The sequence below is a fragment of the Luteibacter sp. genome (assembly GCF_051958795.1).
Lineage (GTDB): Bacteria > Pseudomonadota > Gammaproteobacteria > Xanthomonadales > Rhodanobacteraceae > Luteibacter.
In genome coordinates, this window is record NZ_JBQCFT010000018.1 from 1 (window position 1) to 18,724 (window position 18,724).

The window sequence follows — 18,724 nt, forward strand, 5'->3', positions numbered from 1 at the left end:
CGATCGCGACGCTGCCAGTGCCAGCGGCGCTCGCGCCACCGCCGACCGCCACTGCGCCATCGCTGTAGGCCGCCGTGCCGTAGCCCACTGCCGTCGAGAGTTCACCCGGCGCATAGGCCTGGCCACCCAGCGCGGTCGAGCCTGCGCCGGACGCTTCGGAGAGGAAGCCGCCGGCGAGCGACTGCTCGCCCTGGGCGAATGCCGCCGTACCCAGTGCCGTGGCGAACTGGCCTTCCGCCTGTGCGCTCGCACCTACCGCTGTTGCGGCCAGACCCGAGGCCGACGCCGGGCCGACTGCTTCGCCGGTCGCCGTGAGCGTGATCAGCGGATCGCCGTTCTCATCGACGGCCTGGCCGCCGATCGCCGTGGCGCTGTTCGCCGTGGCCTGTGCGCCACTGCCGTACGCGGAGGTGTTCTTGCCCTGGGCGGTGGAACCATAACCACCCGCCGTGGCGCCATCACCCTGCGCGAACGTCGCCGCGCCAAGGGACGATGCACCCACGCCATTCGCGCTGCTACCGTTACCGACCGCCGTGGCGTAATCACTATCGGCCACGCTGCTGGCGCCGACGCTCGTCGCGCCGTTGCCATCGGCGATGCTGCCGTAACCGTTCGCAGTGCTGTCGTCACCGAACGCCGCGCTCGATGCGCCCGTCGTCGTCGCGCGTGCGCCCGACGCTTCGCTGTTCGCACCCACCGCCGTGCTGTCTTCGCCCGTCGCGACGGCCAGGCCGCCCACCGCCGTGGCGTTGTTCGCCCCCGCGAGGCTGCCGCTGCCGATCGCCGAGGCGAAGTCGCCGCTGGTCGTCGCGACTGCGCCGACGGCTGTCGATTGCGTGCCTTCCGCGATCGCCTCGGCACCAAGCGCGCTCGAGCCCAGGTCCAATGCACCGGCCGATTCACCCAGCGCCGTACTGCTGTCGGAGGCGGCATAGGTGTTCCAGCCGATCGCCGTGGCGTAATCGGCGGTCGCCCACGCGCCCGCGCCAAGCGCGGTCGTCGCATAGCCCGTCGCCTGCGCCGTGAAGAAGCCAAAGGCACTGCCGCCGACAGCCACGCTCTCGTCGCCCGTAGCGGTGGCGCTCTCGCCAACGGCCACGCTACTCACGCCACCCGCGGTGCTCTGCGTGCCCACCGCGGTCGAATAAGCACCGAGCGCATTCGCTACGGCGCCGAAAGCTGACGACTGCGCGCCACTGGCGTAGGCACCGACACCCACCGCCGACGAAGCGAATCCGCTGGCATTCGCACTCGCACCGACGGCCGTCCCACCCACATCGGCACTGGTCGCACCGGTATCGACCGGCACGCCACCGTTCGTGATCAGCGGATTACCGTCCGCGTCGACGGCGACGCCGCCGACGGCCACGCTACCCGGGCCGTTAGCCTGTGAACCCGCGCCGTACGCGGCGCTGTTCTGCCCCGTGGCCGTGGCGCCATAACCGGTTGCCGTGCTGTTCACACCACTGGCGAATGCGCCGGCACCATAAGCCGCGGCACCGTTCGCGCCGGCGAACGCGCCAGAGCCTGAAGCGACCGCGTAATCACCTACGGCGGTCGCATCGTCGCTGCCATCATTCGCACCGTTCGCCTTGAAATAGCGCGTGGCACCGTTCACCGCATCGTTCACCTGGCCGACGTTCGCGGCATCGGTGTCCTGCGTACCAGCGGCCACGTTGGTGATCTGCCGTTCTGCACCCACATCGCCGACCGACACGGTGTTGTCGCGGTCCGCGACCGAACCCGCGCCAAGCGCGACACTGGCCACGCCAAGCGCAGCACTCTGCGTGCCAATGGCCGTCGAATAATCACCGATCGCATTGGCCACGGCGCCGAAGGCCGCCGACTGCGCGCCACCTGCAAAGGCACCCACGCCGAAGGACGAGGCAGCGAATCCGCCGGCCTGTGCGCTCGCGCCAACCGCCGTGCCGCCGACATCCGCGCTGGTCGCGCCCGTATCCACCGGCACGCCGCCGTTGGTGATCAGCGGATTACCCTGCGCGTCCACCGCGACGCCGCCGACCGCGACGCTGCCCGGGCCGTTAGCCTGCGAACCGGCGCCATAAGCCGCGCTGTTCTGGCCGGTGGCCGCCGCGCCGTAACCCGCGGCCGTGGCATTGCCGCCACTGGCGAACGAGCCACTGCCGTAGGCGCTGTCGCCCGCGGAGCCCGCGAAGGCACCCGAACCCGACGCCGTGCTGAACTTGCCGATCGCCGTGGCATCGTCGCTGCCATTGGCCGCGCCGTTTGCCTTGAAATAGTGCTGTGCATCCGCCGTGGCGGCATCCACCGCGTCTACCTTGCCAGACACTTTCGCGACGTTGCTCGCTACGGTATCGACGCGTCCGTTCACTGTATCGACGCGGCCGTTGACCGTGTCGACCCGGCCATTCACCGTGGTCACGCGGTTGTTGACAGTATCAAGCTGACGCTTGTTCGTCGCATCCGTCGCCTGCGTGCCATCGGCGACGTTCACGACCTGGCGCTCGCTGCCACTGCGACCCACGGACACCGTGTTCGCGCGGTTCGCCACGGAATCCGAACCCAGCGCGACCGCGTTGTTCGCGATGGCACGTGCGCCGCGACCGAGCGCGGTGCTGCCGGTGTTCGCCGCGTTCGCGCCCTGGCCCAGCGCGAGGCTGTCGGTTGCCGTGGCGCGTGCACCCTGCCCCACCGCCGTGGCGAAGTCGCCGGATGCCTGCGCATCCTGGCCGACCGCGGTGCTGTAATCACCCTTGGAGTTCGCCGCCGAGCCGAGCGCCACGCTGTAGTCGCCCGCGGCCTTGGCCTGCGCGCCGCAGGCAAACGCTTCATAACCCTTCGCGACCGGCGCGAGCAGCGATGAGAAACCGCTGCAGATGCTGCCCTGCGCCTTGTTGTTCTGTGATCCCGCCTGGGCCGCGGGGCTGGCCAGCGCGAGCATCGCGCCTGCTGCCAGTGGCAATGCGGCCATGGCCGCGCGGAGACGTCGGGAGGCGCCGCCCTTGCCGTTCGCCCGTGCATGTTCGGATGCGACGACCAGGATGCCGAGCGACTTGTTCCATCCCTTGCTGTAGATCGTGTTCACGTAACTTCCTCCCGTGGGTGCCGCCGATGTCGGCGGGCGACGGGGCGCGCCGCGCGCTGCCTCCAGTGCCTGCCGTTTCAATGGAACCCGGGCCGCTCGAGGCGGCCCGGGTTTAGCGCACTTACTTCGTGTAAACCGCCTGCACGGTGACTCCGCTGTAGGCCTTCACGCCGGTCACCTGGAAGTACCAGGTACCCTGCGCGGGGCTTGCCTTGGTGTACACCTCGGCGTTTCCGGCACGGTTGGCCACGGCGGTAAACGCCGTCGCACCCGGTGCCTGCACGGCGATCGAGACATCGCCCGAACCACCCGCGGTGCGGAAGGTCAGCGACTTCGCACCGGCCGGCACCGCCAGCGAGTACGCCTTCGTGCTGCCTGCGGCACCGGACTGGTTACCCAGGCCGACGTTGTTGCCGAGGCTGATCGCGTCCGGCACCGCCGCATGCCATGCGGCGTACTGCTTCTGCGTCTCCGCATCGCTAAGGCACGCGTTGAGGCTGGATGCCTGCGCCGCCGTGATCAGGCCGGAACCCGCCAGCGTCGAGGCGTAGCCGCGCACGCCGGTGCGGTAGATGGCCAGCGTGGCCGCATCACCCGCTATGGTCTTGGCGTTGGAGATCACGTTGGCACCGACGATCACGCCACCCGGCACGAGCGTCGGGATGCCCGTGTTGCAGGTGAGCAGCAACTGGCCCGTGGTGTTCAGGCCCCAGCCTTCATCCTTGAACAGCGCCGGCGTCAGGTCGACGTCGATCTGGCCCATGAGGTCCTGGTTGATCGCATATTCCATGATCGCGTTCGGCGTCAGGCGCGTGTCGTAGTGCGAGAACGACGAACCCTGCGCCAGCACTGTCGGTGCGTAGAGCTGCACGTTGCCCTGCGCGTCGGCGCCGGCGAGGCCGGTGCCCTTGCCCACGGCACCGGTCAACCCGCTGAGGTTGGCCTTGAGCTTGTTGCCATCGACCTGGCTCACCGCGATCACCGGGATGTTGATCGTGGTGGTCGGCGTGCCTCCTGGCGTGATCGCGCCAGCCTGGTTGTTCGCGATAAGCACGGCGGTGGCGCCGGCCGTCTGTGCGAAGGCCACCTTGTCGGTGAAGTTGCAGGTGCCGCGGTCGATCAGCGCGATGTGGCCGCTGATGGCCGAACCGTTGGTGATCGCCGTGCAGGCATCGGCCGGCGCCGCCTGGACCACGCTGCCACTGAAGTTGGAGGCGGTAGCGAGCGGTCCGAACGCACCTTGCGCGTACTGGTAGCTGCCTGCGGCAGCGGCCGGCGCCGTCACCTTGAAGACATCCGGCAGGCCCAGCGCCAGCGGCGCCTCGGCCTTCACGGTCGCACCGGTGAATACCAGGTTGCCATCGTCGAGGGCCGCGGTGACACGCTCCGCGTTGGTCAGGTCGTACCACTTCTTCATCTTCGTGTCGTTGAAGACGAAGGTGGAGTAGATGTCGGGACGCGCGACGCCGTCATCGCCAACGTACGGCGAACCGGTGGTCAGGCTGTTGAAGCCGGAGAAGCCCAGGCCGTGCGCCATCTCATGCAGCACGACGTTCAGGAAGTTGATCGAACCGGCGGGCGTGTTGCCATCCAGGCCGAAGTACCACTTGGAGCCCTCGAGGCATCCGGTGGAACCCAGCGCGCCGTTGAACTGGCTCTGGATATCCGCCTCGCCCGGGATGCCATCCTCGCCGCTCAGTGCATCGAAGAGCGCCGAGTGATACCAGGTGTTGCGCACCGCGCGCGGCGGCAGCGTGCTGGTGTTATCGAAGTAGAAAATGTAGGTGGTGCCGGAGGAACCGAGCACGCCGGATGTCGCGTCGCAATCCAGCTTCTCGAAGGTCGCGTTGTTGACGATGGTGACATCGCTCTGGAGGACGGCGCCCCAGACATCGGCGGCGAACTGGTAGACGTTCAGCGCCTGCTTGCCGACCGTGGTGCCGGGGTTACCGCCAACCGGTACCGCCGGGGTCGGATCGTCGAGGCCCTTGCCGGTGCCTACATCCTGGTTGACGATCTTGATCTCCGCGGCGCTGGCGCCCATGGCGCAGAACAAACCAGCGGCGGCGATCGCGGTGAAGAGAAGATTGCGGCGGATCATTTCACCACCTCCGGCGCCTTCGGCGCGGCCTGCACGCCATGGTCGTCGTGGTGGATGCTGAGGCTGCCATCCGGCTGCCGCTCAGCGACCACGCTGCTCATCAGTTCCTGCGGGACCTTCACGGCCTTGGCACGCACGCCATTGCCAAGCGAGACGCTGCGGAAGGTGGACTTCGCCTCGGCGGCCGTGCGCGGCTGGCCCGCGGCCAGCTTCGATGCCGTCGCATTGCGCACCCCGAAGGCCTTCGACAACGCGGCCCGTTCTTCCGCCGTCGGCTCGCGCAGACGGCCGGTTGCCGGATCGATCGCGACCTGCACGCCTTGTACGACGACGGTCTGTGGCGCGGCGGTCTTCGGCGCATCGGCCGCCTGGGCCGCTGTCGCGAGGGTGAAGACGCCCGTCAGCACCAGGCCGACGGCCTGTGCCAGTGTTCGTGAATACATTGCCCTTACCTCCCTTTTGCGGCGGCGGGGACCCCTCCCCGCACGCCACGCCAGCGAAGACCCCTCCGCTGGCGCAAGACGGAAAGCCCGCCCCCTGGCCAGGCTCTCCCCAGCCACCGGCGCACGGCCGGTGGACGGATTCGCTTACGGCGCGGTGAAGCGCACGAGGACGTTGACGTTGGCGTAAGCGGCCGGGCTGGTGACCGTCAGGTACCAGGTACCCGAGGCCGGCCGCGCGACGGTTACCGTCTCGTTGTTCGTGCCCTTCTTCGCCGAGGTGGTCTCGCTGCCCCCGGTACCGTTCTTCACCGCGATGGACACATCGCCGCTGCCGCCCGACGTGGTAAACACGAGCGTGCGGGCGCCGGTCGGTACATCGATGGAGTAGACCGCGGCCGAACCGTCACCGGACGCCTTCACGCTCGCGCCGTTGGTCAGCACGGTGACGTCGGGCTCGCCCGGGCCGGTGTCGTTGCCGAGCGCCTTGTTCACGGCGGCGTAGGCATCGACGATGCCGGCGCCGATCGGCTTGTCCGGCGTGGACGGGAACTTGTGCGCCGTCGAGGTGAGCAGGGTGCGGATCTGCGCAGGCGTCGGCGTGGGCAGGTTCGCGCCCTTCACCGCGGCGAGCATCAGGGCGACGGTGCCGGTGACGTGCGGCGTGGCCTGCGAGGTGCCGGCCATGCCGCCGTAATCCGGCGTCGTCGGGACGGTGAGGCCATCGTTGATGGCCGACCACGAGAAGCCTGCGGAAACCGGCGTACCGGACGACGCGTCGTTCGGATACACACCGCCGCCCGGCGCGGAAAGCGTCACGCCCGAACCGTAGTTCGAGTAGAACGCGCGCTTGCCGGTGATGCCGTTGGAGGCGACCGCGATCACGCCCGGGCAACTCGAGGGCGAATAGTTCGCCGTGTCGTCATCCTCGTTACCGGCCGCGACCACCACGGTGGTGCCACGCGAGATGGCGCCCGTGATGGCGTCCGCCGTGACGTCGTCGTCGCTGCACTTGCCTTCGCCACCGAGGCTCATGTTGATGACCTGGGCGACGTGCGTGTTGTCGGGTACGCCATCGACGTGGCCACCGGAGGCCCACACGATCGCGTCCGCGATATCCGAGCTGTAGCCACCGCAGTGGCCGAGCACGCGCACCGGCAGCACCTTCGCCTTGTAGGCGATACCGGCCATGCCGGTAGTGTTGTTGGTCAGCTCGGCGACGTTGCCGGACACGTGCGTGCCGTGCCAACTGGAGTCTTCCGCAGGATTGTTCGCGTCGACGCAACCGCCATTGGTCGCGAGGTATTTGTCTTCCGTGGTCCAGTCACCGAGGTCCCAGCCACCGGAAACGCGACCGTCGGTCGCGCGTCCCGACACGTAGCTGTCGCCGATGAAATCGTAGCCCGCATCGGCGAGCGACAGGTCGATGTCGGGATGGTTGGTGATGCCGGTATCCAGCACGGCCACGGTGACGCCGGTGCCGTCGGAGAGGTTCCATGCATTGGCGACGTTGCTGCCGCCCTTGTTCGCGTAGCTGCTCGCATCGGAGCCGATCTTCTCGGCCGTGCCGTCCGGTGCGCGGAAGTGCCACTGGTAGCGGGCGTAATACTGGTCGTTGACCACGACCGGCGTTACCGCCGCGGCGGCGGAGATGTCACGCACCTTCTGCATCATCACGTCGGCCTGGACGTGCGCTACGGCCGGGTCGCTTGCGATCTGGCGGATCAGCGCGTCGGCTTCCGCGGCACTGAGCTTGCGCGAGACACGGACCAGGTCGGCGCCCGTGCCGAGCTTGCGGCCGTAGCTGACGGTCGGTGCCGCAGACTTGCCTGCACGCAACGAACTGCTGGTAGCAGCGGCGCGCGACAGTGCGGCGCTGACCGCCTGCGTCGCCGCGGCGGCGTTCACCCGCTGCGTCGTGCCATCGCGGTACTTCACGATGAAGCGATCGTAGCTGCTGGTGGCACGCAAGGTGCTGACGTTGAACGTGGCGTGGGGCGCGGCCCCGGCGGCGAACGCGGCTGGCGCGGTGGCCAGGATGAGCGAGGCGGCGAGCGCCCTCGCGAAAATACGATGTCCCATCTGCACTACCCCTTAGCCCGTGGTACTGCCTGGACGGCCGATTGCGGGCCGCCTTCCTTTTTTGATGCCCATGTCGGGCATCCCCTGCAAAAAAAAGACACTGAGATCCTTCTGAAAGCACATCCATGACGACGACTTTTTGACGCCGGAGCGCCAGCCGTCTTCTGAACCTAGCAGCAGGAAAATACGACCGTCAATAATCTGACGCAGGAAATCGTGTCGTCCGAAAGGCCTATCCCCCAATCCACGGCGAAACCGGGTGCGGACGACCATATATGTTCTAATTCATGGCTTTGCGCCGCGATAACGCATCGCCCGGGCGCGGTTCACACCCACACATTTGCGAAAGAAATCATGGACTTGATCGACATCGGCGCAAACCTGACACACGAGTCGTTCCACGCTGACCTCGAAGCGGTGCTTGCACGGGCAAGCGCGCACGGCGTCGGCCGCATGATCGTCACGGGAGCTTCACGCGATGGCAGTGAGCACGCGCTCAGCCTGGCGCGGGCCAGCGGCGGCCGGCTGTTCGCGACGGCCGGCGTCCACCCGCACCACGCCGTCGATTACGACGATGCGACCGACGCCCGGCTGCGCGAGCTCGCCGCGGAGCCGGAAGTTCGTGCGGTCGGCGAGACCGGGCTGGACTACAACCGCAATTATTCGCCGCGCGAAGTGCAGCGCGAGGTGTTCGAGCGGCAACTCGCGATTGCCGCCGAGTTCGGGATGCCGCTGTTCCTGCACCAGCGCGATGCGCACCACGACTTCCTCGCCCTGCTCAAGCGCTACCGCGATCGCGTGCCGGCCGCCGTCGTCCATTGCTTCACCGATACGGGCGAAGCCCTGCGCGACTACCTGGACCTGGATTGCCACATCGGCATCACCGGCTGGATCTGCGACGAACGCCGGGGCGGACACCTGCGCGAACTGGTCAGGCTCATTCCCGCCGACCGCCTGATGCTGGAGACGGATGCACCGTACCTCCTGCCGCGCACGCTGCGGCCGATGCCGAAGGACCGCCGGAACGAGCCGATGTACCTGGCGCACATCCGCGACGAGGTCGCGAAGGATCGTGGTGAGACGCGCGAAGCCGTCACCGAGGCATCGACGCGCACGGCCGAGGCGTTCTTCCGCCTGCCGTAAGCGCGCTCAGCCCGCGTGGAGGCCCGTGAGCGCGGCCTCCGCGAGGTCCACTTCGCGTACCAGCGTGTGCAGCGTTTCATCGTTGATCGTGTGGTCGCGGCGAAGCTCGAACAGCTGGCGGCGTTCCGCGCGCAACGCGGCAAGGCGCATGGCTCGCTCGGTACCGGCCTCGGCACGCGCCTTGCCTGGCACATCACCCTCCTCGCCCGCGGCCTCCAGGCGCTGTTGGTAGTCGGCCATCACTCGCGCCGCGACGCGCGAAGCAAGCGCGATCGCGTCCGCATCACCGCCGTCTTCAACCTTCTTCTGCTCTTCGGCGATGCCGCGCAACGCAGCCTCCGCCGTCAGCGCACGCGCCTTGCGCTCCTCACGCACGCGCGGGTCTTCGCCAGGCAACTTCAGGCTCTTCACCGCAAGCGGCAGCCCCACGGCGCCGAACACCAGCGTGCACAGGATGACGCCGCTGGCGAGGAAAATCATGAGGTCGCGTACCGGGAAAGGCACGCCGGGCGCTTTCATGAAGGGCAACGAAAGCACACCGGCCATGGTGATCGCGCCGCGCACACCGGCAAGCGCCGTCGTCCACATCAGCCGCGTGCCGACCTTCGGCCGCTTCTCGCCACGGTGCAGCGCGCGCATCAGGACGAAGCGCAGCGATACCCACACCCAGATGAAACGCAGGATGACCAGGGCCAGGGTAATCGCGACGATGTAGGCGGCGAGATACCAAAGCTCGCCACCACCGGCCTGTTGGAGATCGGTCTTCGCACCGCCGATGATGTTCGGCAGCTGCATGCCGAGGAGCAGGAAGATCAGGCCGTTGAATACGAACTCGACCATCGACCACACCGCGCTGTTCTGCATGCGCGTCGCGACGTAACCACCCTTAAGCACGTCCGTGTAATTCATCATCATCCCGGCGGCCACGGCAGCGAGGATCCCTGAGACATCGAAGTGTTCCGCCAGCAGGTAGGCCGCGAAAGGAAGCAGCAGGAGCAACGCCACCTGGCTGGCCGGATCGACCGCGCCGCTCCAGCGCACGAGCCTGCGCCGGAACAGCCCGAAGGCGACAGCCACCAGCGCGCCGGCGGCCACACCGCCAACGGCCGTGATCGCGAAGTCGCGTGCGGCATGCAACGCGGAAAAACGGCCGGTGATCTCCGCCGCCACGGCGAACTGCAAAGCGACGAGGCCGGATGCGTCGTTGAGCAGCGCTTCGCCGGAAAGAATGTGCATCAACCGCGGCGGCATGCGCGTGCCGCCGGTGATCGACGACATCGCCACGGCATCCGTGGGTGAGAGCACGGCAGCAAGTGCGAACGCGACCGCGAGTGGCACCGTGGGGATCATCCAGTGGACGAAGTACCCCACGCCGACGATGGTGAACATCACCAGCCCGATAGCGAGCGCGAGGATCGGCCCGCGCAGCAGGAACAGTTCGCGCTTGGGAATCCGCCACCCATCGGCGAACAGCAGCGGCGGGATGAACAGCAGGAAGAACAGCTCCGGATCGAACTCGACGTGCACACCAAACGGCCGGGCCAACACCGCGCCAAGGCCGATCTGTATCAGCGGCAGTGGCAGGCGAAAGGGAAGGAGGCGGACGACCGCGCCGGAGAGGGCGACGACCAGCAGCAGCACGAGAATGGTGATGACGAGATCCATGCGGGAAACGTAGCGAGCCGACACCGAATCGAGCAAGCATTTGCGCCAACCGGGTCGCAAGACTTTTCGTTTTTTCCTTCGTAATTAACTGCTTAGGACTTATTCCTATTGTTAGCGCGTATTTCACGGGATTACGTTGAATCCACGCGCTGGTCTCCGGCGCCGTCGATCGCTGTTCCCCAGGGGATGCACCGGGGACGGCACGACTTACGGCAGATACCTTTCTTGTCGTTCATTGGGGAATCCGACATGCCAGCACCTTTCCGGTTCGTTCTCCCTTCCAAAGGCGCGGGTAACCGCCTGCCTTGACCGCGTGATGCCGCCCGCCCGCCAGAAGGCAGGCGACACCGCGTAGCCGTGCCTTTCGAACAGCCTGCGCCGCTCGTGCGGCGAACATCCGCGTGCCGCGCGGATGCGGGTTCGTTCGCTCCGCCATCCGTCACTCGTGTCTTTCAGGAGGGTAGGTTCATGCAGTCCGTTTCGCGCATCGCGGTTCCTCCGCGCCGCAAGCTCACACTCGCCGTGGCGTTCGCCGTCGCGGCTGCCGCCAGCGGCGGCGCCCTCGCCCAGAGCAATGCCACCGGTGCCATCTACGGCTCGGCCAGCCCAGGCGATGTCATCCATATCGAGAACAGCGCCACCGGCCTCAAGCGCGACATCACCGTCGACAGCAATGGCCGCTACCGGGCCAACTCCCTGCCCATTGGCTCGTACGACGTCACGCTGATGCATAACGGCACGGCGGTCGACACGCACAAGAGCGTGCAGACCCAGATCAGCCAGGGTACCGATGTCTCGTTTGCCGCCGCGGCCACCGCCGCCAACGCGACCGACCTCGGCAGCGTCCAGGTTACGGCCAACACGTTGCCCAGCATCGACGTGAGTTCGGTCGACTCACGGACCGTGCTCAATGCCGACCAGCTTTCCAAACTCCCCATCGCCCGCACGTCGATCAGCTCGGTCGCGCTGCTCGCTCCGGGTACGACCTCCGCCGCCCGCGGCTACGGTAACGCGCTCTCGTTCGGTGGCTCGTCCGCCTCGGAGAATGCTTACTACATCAACGGGTTCCAGGTAACCAACCCGCTCACCGGCGTCAGCTCGCGCCAGCTTCCATACGACGCGATCGACCAGGAGCAGGTGCTGATCGGTGGCTACGGGGCCGAGTACGGCCGCTCCACCGGCGGCGTGATCAACGTCGTCTCGAAGCGCGGCTCGAACGAATGGAAGGGTGACGTCCAGGTGCTCTTCGCACCGTCCTCTCTCGCACAGGAGCCGCGGAACGTCTATTACCGCGATGGAACTAAGTACCAGCGCGGCAATGCATATAACTGGCGTGATCAGGAAAACCTGCAGTACTCGGGATCGATCGGCGGCGCCCTGGTAAAGGACAAGCTGTTCATCTTCGCCGCGGCTGACTGGATCAAGCAGACCGGCAACTACACCGCACCCAGTGGTGCCAACGATGACGAACGCGACACCGGCAAGACCAAGCGCTGGCTGACCAAGCTCGACTGGAATATCACGGACAACAACATCCTCGAACTCACCGGCATCGGCGATACCGAGACGACCGATGCGTCGATCTTTGGGTACAACTACAACACCGGCCGCGGCGATTACCTGGGCCACCAGTACACGAAGAACTACAACAACACGCAGACGAACGCGACACCGGGCGGCAACACCTACATCGCGCATTACACGGGTTACATCACCGATGACCTGACGTTCAACGCAATGTATGGCCGCGCCAGTTCCGATCACTCGCAGGTCGTCACCCAGGCTGGTTCCGGTACGTGTACGGCGATCACCGACAACCGCGCGGCCTTCGCAGGTAACCCGCAGGGCGGCTGCCTTGTCGGTGCGACGACCCAGCTCAGTCCGGGCTCGAAGGACAGCACGCATGGCTGGAGTGCGAATATCGAATACCGCATCGGCGACCATGACCTGCGCGGCGGTGTCGATAACTATCAGCTACGCGCGAGCTGGGGTGCCGTACCCGTTGGAGGCACTGGCTACATCTACAACGACCTGGGTAACGGCTCGTCGATCCGCAATCGCCTGAGTAACCTCGGCCTCGATCCTAATACGTATAACCCGGCGGATTTCGCCAACGGTTACTACGTGGAATCCACGGCGCTTTCCACCGGCACGTCGGCCCGCACAGCCCAACGCTCGCAGTTCGTTGAAGACAACTGGCAGGTCACCGACCGCTGGCACGCGTACATCGGCCTGCGTAACGAACAGTTCTCGAACTACAACGGCGTCGGTGAGGCGTATGCCCGTTCGCGCCATCAGCTCGATCCGCGGCTGGGCGTGTCCTGGGACGTGTATGGCGATAGCTCGCTGAAGATCTATGCCAACGCCGGCCGTTACCACCTCGGCCTGCCCACCTCCGTCGCCGTTCGCGGCGCGGGCCCGTCCACGTATCCGTCGCAGTACTTCGGCTTCACGGGAATCGACCCCGTCACCGGCGCACCGACCGGCCTGGTCCAGGGCAACTTCTCGCAGACGTACTACCTCAACGGCGCCAACGGCACCCCGCCGGATGCCAAGACGGTCTCAGCCCAGCAGCTGCATTCCTACTATCAGGACGAATACATCCTGGGCTTCGACAAGCAACTGGAAGACAACTGGGTGGTCGGCGCCAAGGGCATGTACCGACGCCTGCGTAGCCTGATCGATGATATGTGCGATCCGTCCTCGCTGCAGAAGTGGGGTGATGAGAACGGCCTTAGCGATGAGGTCGCTGCGGGCATCGGCCGTTCCACGGGTTGCTGGTTGTTCAATCCGGGCCGGGCCAATACGTTCACCCTCTCGCCCGCCGCCGGACAATACCTCAGCGTACCGCTCAGCGCCGCCGACCTCGGCTTCCCGAAGCCGAAGCGCCACTATTACATGCTCGACCTGTACGCCGAACACCAGTTCAGCGATCAGTGGTACGGCAAGATCGACTACACCTACTCGCGTAGCTACGGTAACTCCGAAGGCCAGCTGGACTCGAACATCGTCCAGGCCGACGTGTCCACCACCGAGAGCTGGGACTTCCCGGCGATCATGGAGAACACGAACGGCGACCTGCCGAATGACCGCAAGCACCAGCTGCGCGTCTACGGCACCTGGGTGCCCGACGATGAGTGGCAGCTGTCGACCGTCACCCGCATCACCTCGGGTGCGCCGGTAAGCTGCCTCGGTACGCGTCCGGAAGCCGTCGGTGGCGACCCGTACGGGTATGGCAATAACTACTTCTGGTGCAACGGCGAGCCAGCCCAGCGAGGCACCTTCGGTCGCACGCCGTATACGTTCACGGTGGATGTCAGCGGTGCATGGAAGCCGGCCTTCCTCGACCACAAGCTGACGCTTTCGGTGGATGTCTTCAATCTCCTCGGCCAGCAGCGGGTGACCCAGTACTACGAGTACGGCGAGCTGGCGAGCGGGGACCCGAACCCGCGTTACAAGAGTGCCCGTTCGTTCCAGGACCCGCGTTACGTGCGCCTCGGCGCGCGGTACGACTTCACCCTCTGATGCACCAGGCATAACAACAACAGCAGCATTTCCCCGGATCTTGGCTGCTCCCCTGGAGGGGAGCAGCCATTTTTTTCCCGGTTTCCGGCGCAAGAACGCCGCGCAATTGCCTGCCCAACATGAAACTTGCTTCATGTTGCTCTTAACGAAATCCGCAACCTTGCAGCGTCTGAAAGGCAACGGCGGCCTCGTACGCGCTGGCGCGTTCGCAAGGCACCGCCATGGCCTATGCGAATAGCCATGATGCAAGACATCCAAGTCCCTGCGTTCATGAATCTCGCATTGAGTGGGCTTCGCCGCCGCGCGTAGTTTTCGCTCGCATGTTGCCGTTTTGTTAACGCAACACGCGAGGCAACACCAGCGCCGGCCGACACCCCGCCAAGGTAAGCGGCCCGGCTTTGCATCATTTGGCCAATGGCCGGGGAGAATGAATGAATACGCGTCATAACCACAGGCAGACGGGCCGGCGTACGCTCGCGCTCGCCGTCGCCATAGGGCTGGGCTTCGCAAGCAGCGCCACCTTCGCGCAGAGCACCGCAGGCAACATCTTCGGCACCGGCCAGCCGGGCACCACCGTGACTGCCACGAACACGGGCAGCGGCGTAAGCCGCTCAACCACGATCGGCAACGATGGACGCTTCAACATCGTTTCGCTGCTCCCGGGCGATTACAAGCTGACCACCAGCGGTGGCACCGGGACACCGACCTCCCGCGACGTGCAGGTCGTGGCGGGCCAGGGTTTCAACGTGAACCTGGGCGCCGCCCCGGTCACGGCGGGCAACGCCGAGGACCTCAGCGCCGTATCGGTTACTGCGAATGCGTTGCCACCGATCGACGTGGCTTCGGCACAGACGAGCACCGTGATGACCGCCGCGCAGATCAAGCAGCTGCCGCTGGCGCGTAACCAGACCGCGGTAGCCCTGCTCGCGCCCGGCGCGACGAAGGGCGACAGCGCCTTCGGCAACCTCGCATCGTTCAGTGGTGCGTCGGTCGCGGAGAACAGCTATTACGTCAACGGCTTTAATGTCACCAACTTCTTCCAGAGCCTGACCTACTCGCAGGTTCCGTTCGAAGCGATCGATTCGGAGGATATCCAGGACGGTGGCTACGGTGCCCAGTACGGCAATTCGACCGGCGGCGTGATCTCGGTGAACACCAAGCGCGGCACGAACACCTGGCAGGGCGGCATGGATTTCACGTGGAATCCGTACCAGCTGCAGGCGAAGCAGCCGAATGTGTACCTGCAGAACGGCGCGCTGCTGCAGAACAACCGCCACAACAGCAACTACCTCATCGGCAACAACCAGTCGGGTAATGCGACAGACTTCGGCCAGCGCTGGAACGCGTGGCTGGGTGGCCCGCTGATCAAGGACAAGCTCTTCATGTTTGCCCTGGTTGGCGGAACGCGTACCGCGGACGAGCACTACGGCGACACCACCGGTGGCGGCAGCTTCAGCAAGACCACCATCAAGGATCCGCGTTACCTGGTGAAGCTGGACTGGAACATCAACGACAGCAACATCCTGGAATACACCGGCTTCAGCGACACCAGCACCCAGCAGCAGAGCATCTACGGCTACGGGTACGACGACAACAACCAGCCCTACCGCAGCGACTACCTGGGCCAGGTGTACGACAAGACGGGTGGTATGACCAACATCCTCAAGTACACCAGCTACATCACCGATGACTTCACCCTCACTGCCCAGTACGGCAAGAGCACCAACAAGCGCGTGAGCACGGCGACGGCGGCCGACGGTACGGTCGAGTCGTACGACGGCAACATCTTCGATGCCGCCAACTCGCCGGGCTGCCCGGCGATCACCGACTCGCGCGCGCCGGTGACCAACGGTGCCGCGGGCTACCCGCACTGCTCGTTCACACCCACCGGTTCGCTCAACACGCCGGACGGCGAGGACAAGCGTGAAGCCGGCCGCATCGATTTCGAATACCACCTCGGCGACCACGAACTGAAAGCCGGCTGGGCGCGTGACCACTTCAAGACCGACACCGGTACCGCGTACGAGGGCGGCGCGCTGTACCAGTACAGCTCCATCCCCGAGGATATCCTCGGCCATGCGCCGGGCCTGGATCCGGCCGACAGCGTCGTCCGCCAGACTGTGTTCGCCACCGGCGCCAAGGTCGGTATCACGCAGAAGTCCTACTACCTCGAGGACAACTGGCACGTCACCGATAACTTCCTGGCCCGCATCGGCGTACGCAACGATGCCTTCGAGAACACCAACAGCCTCGGCCAGACCTATGTGAAGCAGGTGCACAGCTGGCAGCCGCGGCTGGGCTTCTCGTGGGATGTGCACGGCGATTCGACGCTGAAGATCTATGGCAGCGCGGGCGATTACTCGCTGCCGCTCGACGGCAACGTGGCCCTGCGTGGTGCATCCGCGTCGCTTTACCAGATCAAGTACTTCAGCTACACGGGCGTCGACCCGGTCACCGGCGCACCGATCGGCCTGGGCGCCCTGCCCCCGGCCTATGCGGCGGCCTTCCCGGCGCGCACAGGCACGACGTATGCAAACGGGGAAGCCGGCCTGGTGCCCAACCCCACCGCCGTCGCCACCCAGGACCTGAAGCCGTTCAAGCAACGTGAGTTCATCCTCGGCGCGCAGCAACAGGTCGAGGACTGGACGCTGGGTGTCAAGGCCATCTACCGGAGGATCCTGACCGGCATCGACGACTCGTGCGATTTCCGCCCGATCGCGAAGGCCGCGAACGCGCAGTATGGCCTGAACCTCGATACCACGAGCCTCACGCCCGCCGACGCCAACGTGCCGGGTTGCTACATCTTCAACCCGGGCAGCGCGGTCACGCTGACCACGCCGGTGGATGCGACGGGCCAGCTGTACAAGATCCACCTCACCGGCGACGATGTCGGCGAGCCGAAATACAAGCGCGCCTACGAGGCCCTCCAGCTCACGGCCGAGCGCAACTTCGACAACACCTGGTACCTGAAGACGTCGTACGTGTGGTCGCACCTGCGCGGCAACTCGGAAGGCGGCGTGGATTCCAGCAACGGCCAGGCCGATACCGGCACCACCGAGCTGTTCGATTACCCGGAGATCATGGCCGGATCGAACGGTTACCTCCCCAACGACCGCAAGCACACCTTCAAGGTCTACGGTGCGTGGCGGATCAGCGACGAATGGCTGGTGGGCGCCAATGGTGTCTTCCAGACCGGCCGCCCGGAGAACTGCTACGGCCTGAACCCGATCGATGCGGTGGTCAACGGCGGCTATGGCTCGGGTGCGTACCTGTACTGCGACGGCATGATCGTGAAGCGCGGCTCGGTCGGCCGCACGCCGTCCTACTGGAACATCGACCTCAACGCCACGTACAAGCCGCAGTGGGCGAAGGGCGTGACCTTGTCGGCCAGCGTGTTCAACGTGTTCAACAAGCAGCACACGACGACGATCAACGAAGTGGGCGAAGACCCGAACGGTGCGCCGCTGACCGACAGCACGTACAAGGTTCCGACCGGCTTCCAGTCGCCACGTTACGTGCAGGTCTCGGCCGAGTACGACTTCTCGCTCTAAGGATCACCACAAGAAGACAAGGCGCGCGGCCCCTCCCAGCCGCGCCGCCTTGCAGATCTCCCCGGATTGCCGCCCGCTCCCACGGGCGGCATTTTTTTGGTCGTCACGCCGTCGCCGGGCGCAGCCGCGGCGCCAGGACGAACACAGCGATGCCGAGCAGGATCAGCACGACGCCCACCCAGATCGCGGACGGGAAGCGTTCGCCAAAGGCGAGCCATGACGTGGCAATGCCGGAGACGGGAACGAGCAACGACAACGGCGCCACCGCGGAAGCCGGATAGGTCTTCATCAGGTGATTCCAGATCGCATAACCGAAGATCGTGGTCACGTATGCCTGGAAAAGGACGGAACCGGCCGCGGCCCAGGTCATGTTCGCCGCGAGCGCGGTGAACGGCCCGCTGCCTTTCGCCAGCAGGGTCAGGAGCACGAGCGCGGGGACCGCGAAGGCACTGGTCCAGACGACGAAGGCCAGCATGTCCGCCGGGCGGAAGCGCTTCACCAGCAGGTTGCACAGGCTCCAGTTAAGCGCCGCGAGCAGGATGAGCGCCGTGCCAGGCGTGCTGGCGGAACCCGGCGCCGCGTGGATCACGGTGGCGAGGCCGGCCACGGCGAACACCATGCCGATGACCTGCGGCGCCTTCACCGGCTCGCGGAACACAACCGCGCTCAGCAGCACCGTGATGAATGCGGCGAACTGCAGCACGAGGGACGACAGACCGGGAGACATGCCGTGCGCCATCGCGATGTTCACGACACCCCACAAGCCGGCGCCGAACAACACGCCATACGCAGCCATGGCCAGAAGCGGAACGCCCGCCGGGCGACGCACGAAGAAGATCAGGGGAAGCGCCGTGAACACGAAACGCAGCGTGGTCAATACGAACGGATCGAGCGCGCGCAGGCCGACTTCGATGACCGAGAAATTGCTGCCCCAGATGAGCGTCACCAGGATGCCAAGCAAGAGATGGCGCGGGCGCATCGTGCATTCCTTCGCTGTCGTAAGACCGACATCGTAGGGCGTGCCACGTTCGCTGCCTACAAGATCATTCTTGTGAAGCCCTGTGGGAGCGCGCGGGGGGGCCCGGGGGGGTTACCCCCCCCCCCCCCGCGCCCGCGCGCGCCCACCAAACCCCGGGCGGGGGGCGGTGCG

The 18,724-nt window shown here is 66.0% G+C and carries 10 protein-coding genes; 3 read left to right on the forward strand and 7 right to left on the reverse strand.

The genetic code is table 11. The annotated features are described in order from the left end of the window. The 5 genes from ACTHLF_RS01180 to ACTHLF_RS01200 form a co-directional block, all read right to left on the reverse strand. A partial coding sequence (locus ACTHLF_RS01180) for an ESPR-type extended signal peptide-containing protein (protein ID WP_440324111.1) occupies positions 1–3,067 on the reverse strand: 3,067 nt, incomplete at its 3' end. Positions 3,068–3,188: 121 nt separating this feature from the next. Then, on the reverse strand, positions 3,189–5,168 hold the full coding sequence (locus tag ACTHLF_RS01185; RefSeq protein WP_440324113.1) for a PA domain-containing protein: 1,980 nt from the start codon (positions 5,166–5,168) through the stop codon (positions 3,189–3,191). Further along, a complete protein-coding gene (locus ACTHLF_RS01190; protein ID WP_440324115.1) occupies positions 5,165–5,611 on the reverse strand; it encodes a post-PEP-CTERM-1 domain-containing protein in 447 nt (148 codons plus the stop codon). Before ACTHLF_RS01190 ends, ACTHLF_RS01185 begins: the two co-directional genes overlap by 4 nt. Positions 5,612–5,755: 144 nt before the next feature. Continuing rightward, positions 5,756–7,690: a S8 family serine peptidase gene (locus ACTHLF_RS01195; RefSeq protein ID WP_440324116.1), complete on the reverse strand. Its 1,935-nt coding sequence runs from the start codon at positions 7,688–7,690 to the stop codon at positions 5,756–5,758. A gap of 12 nt (positions 7,691–7,702) precedes the next feature. Continuing rightward, entirely contained in the window at positions 7,703–7,963 is a 261-nt protein-coding gene (locus ACTHLF_RS01200) for a hypothetical protein (RefSeq protein ID WP_440324118.1), read from the reverse strand. Positions 7,964–8,044: 81 nt separating this feature from the next. Between ACTHLF_RS01200 and ACTHLF_RS01205 the strand changes: the two genes are divergently transcribed. Further along, on the forward strand, positions 8,045–8,833 hold the full coding sequence (locus ACTHLF_RS01205) for a TatD family hydrolase (RefSeq protein ID WP_440324120.1): 789 nt from the start codon (positions 8,045–8,047) through the stop codon (positions 8,831–8,833). Between the two features lie 6 nt (positions 8,834–8,839). On the opposite strand, the gene ACTHLF_RS01210 is transcribed toward ACTHLF_RS01205, so the two are convergent. Continuing rightward, complete coding sequence (locus ACTHLF_RS01210) at positions 8,840–10,498, reverse strand: Na+/H+ antiporter (protein ID WP_440324122.1); 1,659 nt, start codon at positions 10,496–10,498, stop codon at positions 8,840–8,842. A 468-nt stretch (positions 10,499–10,966) separates the two neighbouring features. Between ACTHLF_RS01210 and ACTHLF_RS01215 the strand changes: the two genes are divergently transcribed. Together ACTHLF_RS01215 and ACTHLF_RS01220 are read left to right on the forward strand one after the other, a co-directional pair. After that, positions 10,967–14,023 carry a TonB-dependent receptor gene (locus tag ACTHLF_RS01215; RefSeq protein WP_440324123.1) on the forward strand — a complete coding sequence of 1,019 codons (3,057 nt, stop codon included), beginning with the start codon at positions 10,967–10,969 and terminating at the stop codon, positions 14,021–14,023. Positions 14,024–14,454: 431 nt separating this feature from the next. Then, positions 14,455–17,574, forward strand: coding sequence for a carboxypeptidase regulatory-like domain-containing protein (locus ACTHLF_RS01220; RefSeq protein WP_440324124.1), 3,120 nt, complete (start codon positions 14,455–14,457; stop codon positions 17,572–17,574). 103 nt (positions 17,575–17,677) lie between these two features. Here the strand turns inward: ACTHLF_RS01220 and ACTHLF_RS01225 are convergent, their stop codons facing one another. Next, complete coding sequence (locus ACTHLF_RS01225) at positions 17,678–18,553, reverse strand: EamA family transporter (RefSeq protein WP_440324125.1); 876 nt, start codon at positions 18,551–18,553, stop codon at positions 17,678–17,680. Positions 18,554–18,724 lie beyond the last annotated feature (171 nt).